This window comes from Martinezella sp. CNPSo 3959 (assembly GCF_057784355.1).
Genome location: NZ_JBXSOV010000001.1, coordinates 702433 through 717183, shown reverse-complemented (window position 1 = coordinate 717183; position 14751 = coordinate 702433). Strand labels below are relative to the sequence as shown.

The window sequence follows — 14751 nt, the reverse complement described above, 5'->3', positions numbered from 1 at the left end:
CTACAGCATGTCCAGGGACTTCTTTCGCGACGGCGGCGGGAAGGCGGCATCGAGCACGGCCCAATCCTCATCTGTAATATCGACATCGATCGAGTCGCGGTTTTCCTCGATGCGCTGCGCGTTCGAGGATTTCGGGATCGATATGACGCCATCGCGCTCCAGCAGAAAGGCGAGGGCGATCTGGGCTGGGGTCGCCTGGTAAGTCTTGGCGACGCGGATCAGCTCGGGATGATGGAGCAGGCGGCCTTGCTCGATTGGCGAGTAGGCCATGATCGGAATGCTGCGCTCCTGGCACCAGGGCAAGAGGTCGTATTCGATGCCGCGTCGGGAGAGATTGTAGAGCACCTGATTGGCGGCGACATTGCCGCCGTTCGGCACGGAAAGCAACGCGTCCATATCCGCGACGTCGAAATTCGAAACGCCCCAGGCCTCGATCTTGCCCGCAGCCTTCAGGCCTTCGAAAGCTTCCACTGTCTCTTCAAGCGGGTAGTTGCCGCGCCAATGCAGTAGATAGAGATCAAGGCGATCGGTATTCAGCCGCTTCAGGCTGCGTTCGCAGGCTTCGACCGCGCCTTTGCGGCTGGCATTGGCGGGATAGACCTTGCTGACAAGAAAAACCTCGTCGCGACGGCCTTCGATCGCCTTGCCGACGATTTCCTCCGAGCCGCCGTCTGCGTACATCTCAGCCGTATCGATCAGCGTCATGCCGAGATCGAGGCCGGTCTTGAGGCTGGCGATCTCATCCCTGGCGCTTGCGCTATTCTCGCCCATATTCCACGTTCCCTGGCCAAGCGCCGGAACCTGGATGCCCGAGGGAAGGGTGACGGTTGGGATGGGCTCGCGCATGGTCATTCCTCACTGCAGAAAACCGAAGGATAGGAGCATTCAACCGGATTTCAATCGACATCCGTCATGTCACCGTGACAATCACCCTATGGCTTTCGTATGGCTGGCAAACTAATGTCGGATCAAGATGCGCTGTCATATTCCACGCGCATGAAGACGAATTTCGGATGCCGCCTTATCACGATACGGTGTCCCGGGAGGCATCATGGCGCTGGATACATTTCTGGCTCTTCTACTTTTCGCGTTCACCACATCGATCACGCCCGGGCCGAACAATATGATGTTGTTTACCTCAGGTGTGAACTTCGGTTTCCGTCGCACCATTCCACACATGCTCGGCATCGGCGTTGGCTTTTTTGTGCTGCTGATTGCCGTGGGATTGGGATTGGGTGCGCTTCTGCACACGGTGCCGGTGCTCTATACCGCGCTTAAATTCGCCGGGGGAGCTTACCTTGTCTGGATCGCCTGGAAGATCGGCACCTCGCGCAGCCTGAGCGAGGCTGAAAGCGATGCAAAGCCGATGAGTTTCATCAGCGCTGCTGCGTTCCAATGGGTCAACCCCAAGGCGTGGGTGATGGCCGTCACAGCCATGGCCACTTACACAAATGAGCAGCTCTATCTCTTCACTGTCCTTCTCGTCGGGTTCGCGTTTGCCGCTGTGAACGTCCCCAGCGTATCGACCTGGGCCGGCTTCGGCTCCGTCCTGCGCGATTGGCTCTCCGATCCCGTCCGGCTGAAATGGTTCAACATAACCATGGCCGTTCTGCTGGTGCTCAGTCTCTGGCCGATGCTAAAGTAGGCGCAAAGAGACAGGAGACGGCTATGTCCCACGACCACTCGCATGATGACGACGATCATCATCACCATCATCACGACAACCACTATTCGGACATGCAGGCGCGGGTGAGGGCGCTGGAAATGCTGCTGACGGAAAAGGGGTTGATCGATCCGGTCGCGATCGACCGCATCGTCGAGACATATGAGACAAAGGTCGGGCCGCGCAATGGCGCGCATGTGGTGGCGAAAGCCTGGAGCGATCCTGATTTCACCGACTGGCTACGGCGCGACGCGACAGCGGCGATCGCAAGTCTCGGTTTTACAGGTCGTCAAGGCGAGCATATGCGTGCGGTGTTCAATACGCCGGAAACGCATAACCTGATCGTCTGCACACTCTGCTCCTGCTATCCCTGGGCCGTGCTCGGGCTGCCGCCGGTCTGGTATAAGGCGCCAGCCTATCGTTCGCGTGCGGTAATCGACCCGCGCGGCGTGCTCGCCGAATTCGGCCTGACGTTGCCGCAGGAAACGAAAATCCGGGTATGGGATTCGACGGCGGAACTTCGCTATCTGGTGATCCCTGAGCGACCGGCCGGTTCCGAAGGCATGGACGAGGCGGCGCTCGCAGATCTCGTCAGCCGCGACGCGATGATCGGCACGGCGGTCGTCAGAATGCCGGAGGCAGGGCTATGAACGGGCCGCACGATCTTGGCGGCCAGATGGGCTTCGGCCCGGTCGCACCGGAGCCGAACGAGCCCTATTTCCATGCGGAATGGGAAAAGCGCGCGCTCGGCATCACGCTCTCCTGCGGCGCCTTCGGCGCCTGGACGATCGACGAGAGCCGGCATGCGCGCGAAAACATTCCGCCGGCCGACTATCTGGGTGCCAGCTACTACGAGATCTGGACCCGCGCAGTCGATATGCTGCTGGAGCGGCATGGTTTTGCCACGGCGGAGGAGCTGCGCACCGGTCGTTCGCTCGAACAGGGCAGGGTGCCGAAGCGGATTTTGAAGGCTGACATGGTCGATGGCGTCTTGGCCAAGGGCGGCCCCTGCAATCGACCGCTCGATACCGCACCGCTTTTTGCCGTCGGCGATCATGTGCGCACCAAGAACTTCAATCCGACCGGTCATACCAGATTGCCGCGCTACGCCCGCGCCAAAATCGGTGTCGTTGAGGCCGTGCAGGGCTCTTTCGTCTTTCCCGACGACAATGCCCATGGCCGCGGGGAAAATCCGCAATGGGTTTACACGGTCGTCTTCGATGGCGCCGAGATCTGGGGCGATGGCGCCGATCCCTCTCTGACGGTTTCGATCGATGCCTGGGAGAGCTATCTTGAGCGCATGTGAGATCGCATCGCCTTTGACGCAATCGCCGCAGTTGCCGAAATCTGCCGATGGCGAGCCGGTTTTTCCCGAACCCTGGGCGGCAGAGGCTTTTGCCATGACAGTTCATCTGCATGAGAAAGGTCTGTTTGCCTGGAGCGAATGGGCTGAGCAGTTGTCGGCGGAACTGCACAAGCCGGGCCGAGCGATTGACGGCAGCGATTATTTCGATTGCTGGGTGGCTGCTCTGTCTGGCTTGCTCGTGTCGAAGGGTATCGCGGATGCCGATGCGATCCTGGCTCTGCAGCAAAGCTGGCAACGTGCGGCGGAGGCAACGCCGCATGGCAAGCCGATCGCGCTGGAGAATGATCCTCGACGTTAGAAGGTGGGCTTGCCTGGAACCATCCTTACCGTTCGAGGCTTCGGTCTGCGACCTCCGCACCTTAGGATAAGGATGGAGCGAGTGTCGAATTCCATGAAAGCTCACCTGATCGGCCTGCGCAAAAAGATTAGCCCTCATGGTGAGGAGGCCAAGGGACCGTCTCGAACCACGAGGGCGGGTGGCCGGCCCCTATCTAAATGTCCTATGCGAGTGTCCCGCCGGTGTCAGGAAGAGAACTGCTTGTAGCACTCGTCCGCCACCTGCCGCAGCATGTCGCGCGAGATTTCGCCTGTCACGGCATAGCCGAGATTGCCGTCGATCCAGTAGAAGGTCTCGACGGGTTTGTCGCTGGCGAAGCGGAAGCTGGTCGTGGTGTTGCCACTATTGCGCCCCACCAGCACGGTCAGGCGCTGGCCGCTGGCATTTTCATACATGAACAGGGCTCCGGGCGTACCATTGATTGGCAGCAGCCGGCCGCCGACGAGCTGGAAGCCCAGTTTCTGCAGGCTCGGCACCTTGAGGCCAGCGACATTCATGCGCTTCCCGAGCCAGGTGGCAAGATGTGCCTCCTGATCCGCGCCGACTTCGACGGGATGGCGAACATCGCTGGCATAGACGACGAAGGCCGAGCGTGCTTGCTGCGGCAGGGCTTCGATTGATGTCAGCTGCAATTCGGGTCTGGCAAAAAGATCAGGGCCGAAGTGGCCGGCCGCAGCACCGGCGATGAAGAGCGCCAATGAGGCGGCAAGCATCCTCAGCTTGGGGCTTCGTTGCGAGGCGAACGCCTGCGCGGCCGATGAGGTTTTGCTTTTCAAAATGAGGTCTGTATCACCATCTCTCGATACCGCATAAGGGGAGAACATGGCCCGGATGTCATGGTTCTGGGCCTGCCATGCAGCCACGGAAGCAGCCTCTTCAGGATTTTCTGCCAGCCATGCCTCCAGTTCCGCCTGTTTTTCCGGCGGCAGAAGACCATCAGCAAAAGCGTGAAGATCCGCTTCGGTCACGGTCGGTTTGTGTTCGTTCATTTTGGTCTCCGAAGCGTGACAACATTGTCTGCATTCAGCAGGCCCGTCATCTTCTGGCGGGCGCGTGACAGGCGCGACATGACTGTGCCGATCGGGATATCGAGCATGTCGGCGACATCTTGATAGCTATAGCCCTCGACGACGACGAGCATCAGCACAGCGCGATAGTCTTCGCCGAGGCTGTTCAGCGCCGTTTCGAGGCGCGATCGTTGTAGCGGATCGTTATCCGTTTCGTCAGCCGGCAGGTGGCTGTTGTCATCGATATCGACGAAGCTGCGGCCGCCCTGCTGGCGCCGCTCGTTGCGGTAAAGATTGGTCATGATGGTGAAGATCCAGCCGCGCAGGTTCAGTCCGCGCCATTGGCCGCGGCGGGTCAGAACCTTCTCGACGCAATCCTGAAGCAGGTCCTCGCCATCGGCGTCCGACCGGGCGAGGCTGCGCGAATAGCGTCGCAGCGAGGGGAGGAGCGCCAGCACCTCCGCCTCGAAACTATCAGGCGCTGGGGAGGGTCCCGCCGCGCCGTTTCCGGTCCGGTCAGGGCCGTGCGACATCCCAGACGCCCTTGAAGCCGTCACCGGCGACATCACCGGACTTTGCGTCCTTGACGAAGAAATAGAGCGGCATGCCGTCCTTTGCCCACTGTTTCATCCCGTCCTTGCGGGTAATGATCGAATATGCACCCTCTGCCTTGGCTTTGCCATCGGCCATGAGCGGCGGCCAGGCCTTTGCGCAATCGCCGTTGCAATTGGATTCGCCCGGCTTGTCGTTCTTGAACGTGTAGAGCGTCTTGCCGTTTTCGCCGGCCAGCACCTTGCCCTTGGCGCTTTCGACCGTCTTGACGGGCGCGGCGGCGAAGGCGGCGGTGGCAAAGGCCGATGCCGCAGCGAGCGCGGCCAGGAAACTCAGGGTCTTCATGATGTCTCTCCTCGGGTGGGTGAACGATGGTCGTCCAGGCCTCGCATTTTGCGTTGCCGGACATGAGACACGCCTGCTCGGGATTTTATTCCCAGCTCGCCGGGTATTTTTTACTGCTTGCTTCCATTAGCCGAATCCTGCCAAGTCGAGCCATGCAATTCGCGCCGCAACAAGATGAAGCGCTCAAGGCCGTCGCAAACTGGCTGAAAGAGGGGCGCTCGCCGTTGTTTCGTCTGTTCGGCTATGCCGGCACGGGCAAGACGACGCTTGCGCGGCATTTCGCCGAGCATGTGGATGGCGACGTGCTGTTTGCGGCCTTTACCGGCAAGGCGGCGCAGGTGCTGCGCTCGCGCGGCGCCTCCAATGCCAAGACCATCCATTCTTTGATCTACCGGCCGCGTGGCGAAGAGGCCGTAGAGGACGAGGAAACGGGCAAGACATCGATCGCCCCGATGTTCACCATCAACCGCCAGAGCCCGGTCGCAAAGGCCGCCCTGATCATCGTCGACGAATGCTCGATGGTGGACGAAGCGCTTGGCAAGGATCTGATGAGCTTCGGAACGCCCATTCTCGTGCTCGGCGATCCCGGGCAGCTGCCGCCCGTTTCCGGCGGTGGGTTCTTCACGAACGAGGAGCCGGATTATCTGCTGACGGATATTCACCGCCAGGCCCGCGACAATCCGATCATCCAGCTCGCCATGCAGGTGCGTGAGGGCAAGGAGATCATGCATGGCGACTATGGTACCGCGCAGGTGATCTCGAAGAACGAGGTCACGCAGCCGCTGGTGCTGGAGGCCGATCAGGTGCTCGTCGGCACTAATAGGACGCGGCGGCGTTACAATCAGCGCCTGCGCGAGCTGAAAGGATTTACGGCCGACTACCCGCAATCCGGCGACAAGCTGGTCTGCCTGCGCAACGATCCCGCCAAGGGGCTGCTCAACGGCTCGCTCTGGCAGGTGATGACGTCTTCCAGGGAAACGACGAAGCCCGGCATCAATCTGCTGGTGCGCCCGGAAGATGACGACATGGATCGTGGGGCGGCGAAGATCAAGCTGTTGAAACAGGCCTTTGAGGATGTCGAGGGTGAGATCCCGTGGTCGACTCGCAAGCGCTACGACGAATTCGATTACGGCTATGCGTTGACGGTGCATAAGGCCCAGGGTTCACAGTGGAACAATGTGGTGCTGTTCGACGAGAGCTGGGCGTTCCGCGACACCCGCGAACGCTGGCTTTATACAGCCATTACCCGCGCCGCCGAAACGCTGACGATCGTCCGCTAGTGGCTTCGAGCTCATGGATGGGGCGTCGCTATGTGGTGACACGTGCGCCGTGTTGCCATCAAAGTTTTGCATGGAACGATGTCGGAATCTCGTTGGTTTTGTTGGCCGTAATGGCATAAAACGACACTACCATCCGCTTTGAAAATCAGGGATTTCGATCATGCCCGCCAAGCTTTCCGTGAACCTCAACGCCATCGCGATGCTGCGCAACCGGCGTGATCTTCCCTGGCCGAGCGTCACGGGCTTGGGCCGCATTGCACTTGCCGCCGGCGCCAGCGGGTTGACCGTTCATCCGCGTCCCGATCAGCGGCATGTCCGCTTTTCCGATCTGCCTGAAATCCGTGCGCTGATCGATGACGAGTTTCCGGAAGCCGAGTTCAATATCGAGGGTTATCCGAGCGACGAATTCTTTGATCTCTGTGCTTCAGCAGAGCCCGAGCAGGTGACACTCGTGCCCGATGATCCCGCACAGGCGACGTCGGACCATGGCTGGGATTTTCGTAGGAATCGCGAGCTGCTGGCCGAGGTCGTCGCCAAGTACAAGACGATCGGCTGCCGCGTGTCGCTGTTTGCCGATGGCGACGGTGATGCAGAGGCCGTTAGGATCGCGAGAGAAGTTGGTGCCGACCGCATCGAGCTTTACACCGGCCCATACGGCGGCTGCTACGATGATCCGCAGAAGGCCGCCTTCATCCTCGAAGCGCTTGGCAAGACCGCCGACGCAGCTTTTGCCAACGGCCTCGACGTCAATGCTGGCCACGACTTGACCGTCGCCAACCTGCCGGCGCTGCTGAAGCGCATTCCGAAGCTCGCGGAGACCTCGATTGGCCATGGGCTGACGGCGGATGCGCTGGAATACGGTATGGCCGAGACGGTACGCCGTTTCCGCCGGGCTTGTGGCCAGGTGGTTTGATAGGAATGCGCTTGGACTGTTCGGGCGAGGGCGTCACTGACGCGCCATAGTGCCCGGCCCCTCATCCTAGCCTTCTCCCCGCGTGCGGGGAGAAGGGACGACAGCGCGCAAACGGCGCTAATCTCATTCGATTGGAGTTCATGCGTGAGGCATTAAAACTCCCTCGCCCCGTTTGCGGGGAAAGGGCCAGACACAAGGGTGCGGCAAATGGAACCTCACTGACCTCTTCCAAGACTCAACCAGCCAACGCTGCCTTGTGTTCTTCAAAGAAGCTGCGCAGCGTCTGCGGCTCCTTGCCGGTCAGCTTGTTGAAGTCGTTGGTAAGAATGTCGAATTTGCCGGCGCGGGTGTTGGCGTCGGCGGAGACGAGCATGTCGACCACGAACTTCGGCAGGCCGGCACCGGTGAGGCCGGCGGCAAACTGTTCGTCCGTGACCTGAACGACTTCGAGCGGACGGCCGGTGATCTTGCTGACGACGCTTGCGACGTCCTCGATGGTGACGGCGGTCGAGCCCGTCAGCGTGTAGGTGGCGCTTTCAATGTTTTCGGAAGCCAGGGCAGCGGCGATGGCGAGTGCGCAATCTTCGCGGCTGATGTTGCTGACGCGGCCGCCGCCGGTTGCCGTGTACCACTTGCCGGTTTCGAGGCTGTGCGGTAGGCCCATCAGGTAGTTGTCGAAATACCAGGCGTCGCGCAGGATCGTATAGCCGATGCCGCTTGCCTTGATTGCGTTTTCTGTTCCCAGATGGTCGGGCGCGAAGCTGACGAGCGAACCTTCCGGGGCCGGCATGGAGGTGTAGAGAACATGCTTGACGCCAGCCTTCTTCGCGGCTTCGACAGCGGCCGTGTGCTGCTTCAGGCGCAGGCCGGGCACGGCCAGCGCATCGGTGCTGATGATCAGCAGACGATCGACGCCGGTAAAGGCGGCGGACAGGGAGCTGGCATCATCGAAGTCGGCCTTGCGGGTGATGACGCCCTTGGCGGCGAGATCGGCAAGCTTCTCCGGGCTGCGCGTAGCGGCGATGATGCGGCCGGGCGCGACCTTATATGTCTCCAGCAGGTGATGGATGACGCGCTGGCCAAGCTTGCCGGCGGCGCCGGTAACGAGAAGGGTGCTGCTCATATGTTTTCCCTTGTTGGGCCGCCGCACATTCGCAGGGCCTTGTTGCTCTCAAAAAGAGACTAGCACTAGAATAGGAATTGACTTCGCGGTGTAAAGGAGGCAGTTTTTCGGCTCCAAGTTACCAAAAGGGAACCGGTATGACAGCCAGCGCCGTCGTCAATTTGCGTGACAGCATAGATCCGCCGTTACGCGACGTCGATCTCAGCAATCTCGATTTCAGCAATTGTCCCGTGCGTGACCTGATCTCGCAGATCGGTGGAAAATGGTCGGTGCTGCTGCTGGAAACACTGGCTAAACGGCCGTACCGTTTCGGCGAGTTGCGCCGACTTGTGCCCGATATCTCCCAACGCATGCTGACACAAACGCTGCGCGACCTCCAGCGCGACGGCTACGTCGATCGCGAGGTCTTTCCCACTAAGCCGCCAAGCGTCGAATATCGTATGACGGATCTCGGCTACTCGCTTTACGAGCCGCTAGCGCTGCTTCTGAACTGGGCCGAGGCCAATCATGAGGCCGTGAAGGCCGCAAGAGAGCGTTTCGATCAATCGCCGGACTGAGCTGCCCATCGTGAAGCCTTTGAAGATCGCTATCGTCGGCGCCGGGCCTGCAGGGCTTGCCGCTTCTCTCTTTCTTTCCCGTGCTGGCCATACAACCGATATCATCGAAAGATTCGATAGCCCGGCCCCCGTCGGCTCGGCACTGATGCTGCAGCCGACCGGGTTGACCGTGCTGGAATCGCTCGGGCTCGGTCCGGCGATCCATGCGGCTGGAAACCGCATCGATCGATTGTTCGGCACGGAAACCATCCGCGGCCGCATCGTCCTCGATGTGCGCTACAATGCCTTGCCGGGCGGGCGCTATGGGCTTGGCGTTCATCGTGCCGCCCTGTTCGATACACTTTACGACGAAGTCTCCGCGCGGCAACATCCGATCCATACGGGACAGCGTGTTATCGGTGTGGCGGAGGAGGGCGATGAGAGTTATCTCTCGGTCGAAGGGGGCGAGCGCCTCGGGCCTTACGATCTGGTCATCGACGCCAGTGGTGCACGTTCGGAACTGGTGACGGCATCGCCCGTTGCGCCGCGTGCCCGCAACCTCGTCTACGGCGCCTTCTGGGCGACGCTCAACTGTCCGGATGGGCTCGTAGATCAGGCGGCGCTGACGCAGCGCTATGACAGAGCAAGCGTGATGATCGGTGTTTTGCCGATCGGCAGCAGAAGGCCGGATTTGCCGAAGCAGGCCGCTTTGTTCTGGAGCCTGAAAGTGGCGGATGCCGATGAGGTGCGCAGGCTTGGGCTCGAGCGGTGGAAACAGACGATCCGCGATTACTGGCCGGAATGCGAGCCCTTGCTGGAGCAGATCACGGATTGGGATCAGTTGACACTCGCACGCTATGCCCATCGTACTGTGATGACGCCCTATAGCGGGAAGACTGTTTTCGTCGGCGATGCTGCCCATTCCACCAGCCCGCAGCTCGGGCAGGGTGCCAATATGGCGTTACTCGATGTGGCCGCGCTTGCGCATGCCCTGGCAGGACATGAAACGATCGAAGCCGCTCTTGCTGCCTATGCCAAGGCTCGGCGGATGCATGTGCGGCTTTTTCAGCTGCTGTCTGCGGCCTTTACGCCCTTTTACCAATCGGATTCGGCCGCATTGGCTTGGATCCGCGACCGGCTGGTTGCCACCATTGCCAAAGTGCCGCCCGCGCCGCAGATCCTGGCCGGCATTGTCTCCGGCACGCTGATCGACCCGTTCCATGGCGCAGGCTTGCGGGAATGTGACTGGCTGCGGCAGGCTGTGCCACAGCCGTCGTGATCATTTCTCCCGCTCGGTCAGATAGGCAAGTAGCGCAATGACCGGGAAGGCGACGCCGATCCAGGAGGCCATGTTCCAGCCGCCGGTGGCATAGGCCCAGCCGCCAAGCGCCGAGCCTAGGGCGCCGCCGGCGAAGAAAGTCGCCATATAGAGGCCGTTAAGACGGCTGCGATGCTCGGCGCTGAGCGCGAAGATGGCACGCTGGCCGAGCACGAGATTCGTCTGGACACCGAAGTCGAGCATGATGCCTGACAGCGTCAGCGTGATCAGCGCCAGCAATGAACCGCTGCCGGAAAAATGGCCGATCAGGAAGGCGATAATGGCGAGCACCAGGGCGAAGGCTGTTGCAAGCTTCGTCCAGCCGCGATCGGCAACCCGTCCGGCAATCGGCGAGGCGACGGCGCCCGCGGCTCCGGCAAGTGCGAAGAGGGCGATGCCATTTTGCGTCAGGCCGAAGGCAGGGCTTGCCAGCAGCAGCGGCGTCGTCGTCCAGAAGAGGCTGAAGGCGCCGAACATGCAGGCCTGATAGAGCGCCCGTCGCTGCAGGACTGGTGTGCGAAGCGCGAGGTGGCCCATGGAAGACAGCAGCTGCCCATAATGCAGTTTCGTATGGGGCACACGGGTCGGCAGAACGAGGCGCAGGATAACGATCAGCCCGATCATGACGCCGGCCGAGATAATATAGACCGCGTGCCACGACAAAAGCTCGGACAGGAAGCTCGCAGCCGGACGGGCCAGCATGATGCCGACAAGCAGGCCGCTCATGACATTGCCGACCACAGCGCCGCGGCTGGCGTCAGGCGCCATATGGGCGGCAAAGGGAACAAGGACCTGCACAGCAACGGATGCAAGGCCAATGCAGAGCGAGGCGAGCAGGAACAGTGACGGCGACCATGCGAAGGCTGCGCCGACAAGCGCGACGGCGGCAAGCGCCACCAGTGTCAGGACCAGTTTCCGGTTCTCGAGAAGATCGCCGAGTGGGACGATCAGCAGGAGGCCGAGGCCGTAGCCGATCTGAGTCAGCGTGACGATGAGGCCGGTCGCCGCCGGGCTGAAGCCGAGTGACTGGCTGATGGGGCCGGCAAGCGGCTGGCCATAATAGAGATTGGCGGCCACCAGCCCGCAGGCGGCGGCGAACATGAATGTCAGCAGCGGCGAAATGGTTTTTTCCGGGAGCGGCGTGCTCTCCCGTCTGGCAGCGGCAGTTGCGGGCATGTCTTGTCCTCAATAGGAGCGGGGGTTACGTTCCCCGAAATTTCAGTGAAAATCAGTTCAGCAGTTTCATGGCCGTCTCTGCGACGGCGAGCATCTGTTCGGTCTTGCGGCCAGTCTTGCCGATCACGCGCATGCCCTTGGTCAAGGCCAGCAGGGTGCAAGCGGTGCTTCCTGGGTCGACATGCTTCGGTATGGAGCCGTCCTCCTGTCCGAGACGGATCAAATTGAGGATGCGTCTTTCGTCGAAATCGAAGGCGACGCCGACGCGACCGGCGACTTCTTCGTCGAAAAGCGCAAGCTCGGTCGCGCTGCCGACCACGAGGCAGCCGCGGCGGCCGATCTCCCCGCATGAGGCCTCCGCGAAGAACGTCACCAAGGCACGAAGTTTTTCATAGCCGTTTGGGGCTTTTGCAAGCGTCTCGTCGATGAGTTGCTGGCGGACCTGGCGATACCGGCTGAACGCGGCGAGGAAGATGCCGCGCTTGTCGCCGAAAGCCTTGTAGACGCTGCCTGCGGTCAGGCCCATGGCCTCGGTCAGTTCGCTGATCGAGGCGGCGTAATAGCCGCGCTCCGAAAAAACACGCAGCGCTTCGTCCAGCGCGGAATCCATGTCGAATTCACGCGGGCGACCGCGAAGCTTGGGTGCGATGTCGAGTGTGTCCGTCGTCATGTCATTCTTTTAGGAAATGATCGTTTCCAAATCAAGCGAATTTTTGCGTCGCAGCAAGAATCGGAAGAATAGTGATTGCGACCGGTCCCGCTACTCGTGGAAAAACGCCATGTGGATCGCGTCCTTATAGCGGCCGTCGATGCGAACGGAATTGCGAGCGAGGCCCTCGCGGACGAAGCCGACTTTTTCGTAGAGCGTGATGGCCTTGTTGTTGTCGGCATGCACGCTGAGTTCGATGCGTTCCATTCCTGCATCACGCGCGGCGCGCAGCGTCGTTTCAATCAATCGACGTCCCAACCCCCGGCCGCGATAGGCAGGGATGATGCCCATGCCGAGCCGGCCGGCATGGGCATGGGAAGGAAAGTCATGACGGCTGATGTCGCACCAGCCGACCACCTTCCCATCGGCCAAGGCGACGAACTGCGGATTGCCTTTTTCGATCATGCCAAGCACGAAAATGCGCGTTTCTTCCAGCGGAAAGGCTTCAAGCAGCGACAGATATTCCCGCTCACGCGCGACCGTATCGAGCGCCTTGTGAAAACCTTCGATGTACTCGGTTGATATGGGTTCTATCCGGATTTCGGTGTCGCTGGTCATGGGAAAAGCTCGATGCAAATTAGGGTGTATCGAGGATATGGTTCAACCAAGCGCCTGTCTATCCACCTATCTCCCCAAGGATATTTACAGATCGAGTTCCCACGTCTGGCCGTTCAGTTCCGGGCCGAACATGCGATGCCGTTCCTCCGCTACAAGCCTGAAGCCAGTCTTGATGTAGATCGCCCGTGCCGTGTCGAGGATATCGTTGGTCCACAGCGAGAGTGTTCTATAGCCGGCATCGCGCGAGAAACGGATGCATTCGTCGACCAGCATCTTGCCGAGGCCGAGGCCGCGCGCTGTCTTGTCGACATAGAGCAGCCGAAGCTTTGCGATGCCGTCGCCGCCATCGGTGATCATGGCGGAGCCGACATTCAGGCCGCCTCGCTCGGCAATCCAGCAGCGATCCTTTTGCGGGTTGAAATTAGACAGGAATTTGCCGGCGACTTCGGCCACCAAGCCTTCGAAGCGATCGTCCCAGCCGAATTCCTCGGTGTAGAAGCGCGCCTGGCTTTGTACGATCCAGCCGATGTCACCGGGCCGGTGATTGCGGATGAGCGCGGGCGGCGCTGCGGTTCGATCGGGGCCGAGTGTTTCCTGTATCGTCTGCATCGCTGCAACGACACGCTCGGGTTCGCCGGGCGCGAGTTTCTCGAAATATCCGGCGATCTGCGCGCGTGAGCGGCGGACGAACTCCTCGAACTGCACCTGTCCCTTCTCGGTGACCTTTATGATCTGGCTGCGCGCATCGATCGGGTCCGGCGTCGTTTCGATCAGCCCATCCTCGCGAAAGCGCTTGACGATGCGGCTGAGATAGGCGGGGTCGAGATGCAGCTCGCGTGTCAGCGCGGAAGCTGCGACGCCACCGCGGAAGCCGACTTCGAACAGCACGCGCACATCCGTGAGCGTGTAGGGGCTGTCGAGATACGCCTTGTTCAGGACGCCGAGGAAATTCGTATAGAAGCGATTGAAGTTACGAACGGCATCGATGGTCGTGAAATCGGCAGCGGCGGGCATGACATCGTCTCCTCAGGTATGGAGACGATGTGTGATATTTATTGGACTCAGTCAAGTAAATTGATTGACGTCAGGCGGCGCAGCTGCTGCGAGCCTTTGCATCCGCAAGAGCAAAGTTTACGGCGGCTTCCGCGTGGATCGTCGTCGTGTCGAAGCCTGGCAGGATCAGCGCCTTCGGATCGAGGATGAGGCAGATCTCGGTGCAGCCGAGAATGACGCTGTCGGCGCCTTCCGCCTTGGCGCGCGCGATGATGCCGTTCAGCTTCCGGCGCGACTCGTCCTTGATGATGCCGGCGCAGAGTTCGTTGAAGATGATATCGTGCGTGACGGTGCGATCCTCGGGACCGGGCACCATGATGGAGACGCCGTTTTCAGCCATACGCTCGGCATAGAAGCCGTGTTCCATCGTGTAGCGTGTGGCGAGCAGCAGCGGCTTGACCCTGCCGGCGGCCTTCAAGGCCGCGGCGGTCTCATCGATGATATGGATGAGCGGAGCTGAAACGCGTTCGGCAACCTGAGGTGCGATCAGGTGCATGGTGTTGGTGCAGATGAGCACACATTCGGCACCAGCCTTTTGCAGGCGTTCTGCCGCATCGCCGAGGCGATCGGCGGCATCGTTCCAACGTCCAGCCTTTTGCAGCGCGACGATTTCCTCGAAATTGACGGAGTACATCACCAGTTCGGACGAGGAGAGGCCGCCCAGCCGCTCGCGGACCATTTCGTTGATCAGGCGATAATAGACTGCCGAACTCTCGAAACTCATACCGCCGATCAGGCCAATGGTGCGCATAGTGCTGTTCTCCGCTCGTGGATTTTGAATGGAGGAATAGTGCGGCGATTCACCCGCCGTATGT

At 60.7% G+C, this 14751-nt stretch carries 18 protein-coding genes; 8 read left to right on the top strand and 10 right to left on the bottom strand.

What is annotated here, in order from left to right:
- Nucleotides 1-846, bottom strand: a complete 846-nt coding sequence (locus AC13RE_RS03655; protein WP_488561987.1) for an aldo/keto reductase — start codon at nt 844-846, stop codon at nt 1-3.
- Nucleotides 847-1051: 205 nt separating this feature from the next.
- Here AC13RE_RS03655 and AC13RE_RS03650 point away from each other — a divergent pair, with 205 nt between their 5' ends.
- From AC13RE_RS03650 to AC13RE_RS03635, 4 genes are read left to right on the top strand one after another with little or no spacing between them, the layout of a single operon-like run.
- Nucleotides 1052-1645: a LysE family translocator gene (locus tag AC13RE_RS03650; RefSeq protein WP_132716943.1), complete on the top strand. Its 594-nt coding sequence runs from the start codon at nt 1052-1054 to the stop codon at nt 1643-1645.
- A gap of 23 nt (nt 1646-1668) precedes the next feature.
- Nucleotides 1669-2313 (top strand): nitrile hydratase subunit alpha, encoded by a 645-nt coding sequence (nthA, locus tag AC13RE_RS03645; RefSeq protein ID WP_488561986.1) that lies wholly within the window; start codon nt 1669-1671, stop codon nt 2311-2313.
- The gene (nthB, locus tag AC13RE_RS03640) at nt 2310-2969 is read left to right on the top strand and encodes a nitrile hydratase subunit beta (protein WP_488561985.1); all 660 of its coding nucleotides are present in this window, start codon (nt 2310-2312) and stop codon (nt 2967-2969) included. The genes nthA and nthB overlap by 4 nt, the downstream gene beginning before the upstream one ends.
- On the top strand, nt 2956-3327 hold the full coding sequence (locus tag AC13RE_RS03635) for a nitrile hydratase accessory protein (RefSeq protein ID WP_132716940.1): 372 nt from the start codon (nt 2956-2958) through the stop codon (nt 3325-3327). Before nthB ends, AC13RE_RS03635 begins: the two co-directional genes overlap by 14 nt.
- A 224-nt stretch (nt 3328-3551) precedes the next feature.
- On the opposite strand, the gene AC13RE_RS03630 is transcribed toward AC13RE_RS03635, so the two are convergent.
- Genes AC13RE_RS03630 through AC13RE_RS03620 form a run of 3 tightly spaced genes read right to left on the bottom strand, consistent with a single transcriptional unit; the run spans nt 3552 to nt 5270 of the window.
- Nucleotides 3552-4355, bottom strand: a complete 804-nt coding sequence (locus AC13RE_RS03630) for an anti-sigma factor family protein (protein ID WP_488561984.1) — start codon at nt 4353-4355, stop codon at nt 3552-3554.
- Nucleotides 4352-4906 carry an RNA polymerase sigma factor gene (locus AC13RE_RS03625; protein ID WP_488561983.1) on the bottom strand — a complete coding sequence of 185 codons (555 nt, stop codon included), beginning with the start codon at nt 4904-4906 and terminating at the stop codon, nt 4352-4354. The genes AC13RE_RS03630 and AC13RE_RS03625 overlap by 4 nt, the downstream gene beginning before the upstream one ends.
- A complete protein-coding gene (locus AC13RE_RS03620) occupies nt 4890-5270 on the bottom strand; it encodes a COG4315 family predicted lipoprotein (protein ID WP_488561982.1) in 381 nt (126 codons plus the stop codon). Before AC13RE_RS03620 ends, AC13RE_RS03625 begins: the two co-directional genes overlap by 17 nt.
- 152 nt (nt 5271-5422) lie before the next feature.
- On the opposite strand from AC13RE_RS03620, the gene AC13RE_RS03615 reads away from it, so the two are divergent.
- Together AC13RE_RS03615 and AC13RE_RS03610 are read left to right on the top strand one after the other, a co-directional pair.
- Nucleotides 5423-6550, top strand: a complete 1128-nt coding sequence (locus AC13RE_RS03615; RefSeq protein ID WP_112398953.1) for an ATP-dependent DNA helicase — start codon at nt 5423-5425, stop codon at nt 6548-6550.
- Between the two features lie 160 nt (nt 6551-6710).
- Entirely contained in the window at nt 6711-7463 is a 753-nt protein-coding gene (locus tag AC13RE_RS03610) for a pyridoxine 5'-phosphate synthase (protein ID WP_488561981.1), read from the top strand.
- A 235-nt stretch (nt 7464-7698) separates the two neighbouring features.
- On the opposite strand, the gene AC13RE_RS03605 is transcribed toward AC13RE_RS03610, so the two are convergent.
- Nucleotides 7699-8586, bottom strand: a complete 888-nt coding sequence (locus AC13RE_RS03605; protein WP_132716935.1) for an SDR family oxidoreductase — start codon at nt 8584-8586, stop codon at nt 7699-7701.
- 137 nt (nt 8587-8723) lie between these two features.
- On the opposite strand from AC13RE_RS03605, the gene AC13RE_RS03600 reads away from it, so the two are divergent.
- Together AC13RE_RS03600 and AC13RE_RS03595 are read left to right on the top strand one after the other, a co-directional pair.
- The gene (locus tag AC13RE_RS03600; RefSeq protein WP_488561980.1) at nt 8724-9143 is read left to right on the top strand and encodes a winged helix-turn-helix transcriptional regulator; all 420 of its coding nucleotides are present in this window, start codon (nt 8724-8726) and stop codon (nt 9141-9143) included.
- 10 nt (nt 9144-9153) lie between these two features.
- A complete protein-coding gene (locus tag AC13RE_RS03595) occupies nt 9154-10401 on the top strand; it encodes an FAD-dependent oxidoreductase (RefSeq protein ID WP_488561979.1) in 1248 nt (415 codons plus the stop codon).
- On the opposite strand, the gene AC13RE_RS03590 is transcribed toward AC13RE_RS03595, so the two are convergent.
- The 5 genes from AC13RE_RS03590 to AC13RE_RS03570 all read right to left on the bottom strand — a co-directional run bounded on the left by AC13RE_RS03590 (nt 10402) and on the right by AC13RE_RS03570 (nt 14687).
- Nucleotides 10402-11616 (bottom strand): MFS transporter, encoded by a 1215-nt coding sequence (locus AC13RE_RS03590; protein WP_488483149.1) that lies wholly within the window; start codon nt 11614-11616, stop codon nt 10402-10404.
- A 52-nt stretch (nt 11617-11668) separates the two neighbouring features.
- On the bottom strand, nt 11669-12286 hold the full coding sequence (locus tag AC13RE_RS03585) for a TetR/AcrR family transcriptional regulator (protein WP_488561978.1): 618 nt from the start codon (nt 12284-12286) through the stop codon (nt 11669-11671).
- 90 nt (nt 12287-12376) lie between these two features.
- Nucleotides 12377-12883: a GNAT family N-acetyltransferase gene (locus AC13RE_RS03580; RefSeq protein WP_488561977.1), complete on the bottom strand. Its 507-nt coding sequence runs from the start codon at nt 12881-12883 to the stop codon at nt 12377-12379.
- 84 nt (nt 12884-12967) lie between these two features.
- Nucleotides 12968-13897: a bifunctional helix-turn-helix transcriptional regulator/GNAT family N-acetyltransferase gene (locus tag AC13RE_RS03575; RefSeq protein WP_488561976.1), complete on the bottom strand. Its 930-nt coding sequence runs from the start codon at nt 13895-13897 to the stop codon at nt 12968-12970.
- Between the two features lie 70 nt (nt 13898-13967).
- On the bottom strand, nt 13968-14687 hold the full coding sequence (locus AC13RE_RS03570; protein WP_488561975.1) for an aspartate/glutamate racemase family protein: 720 nt from the start codon (nt 14685-14687) through the stop codon (nt 13968-13970).
- Nucleotides 14688-14751 lie beyond the last annotated feature (64 nt).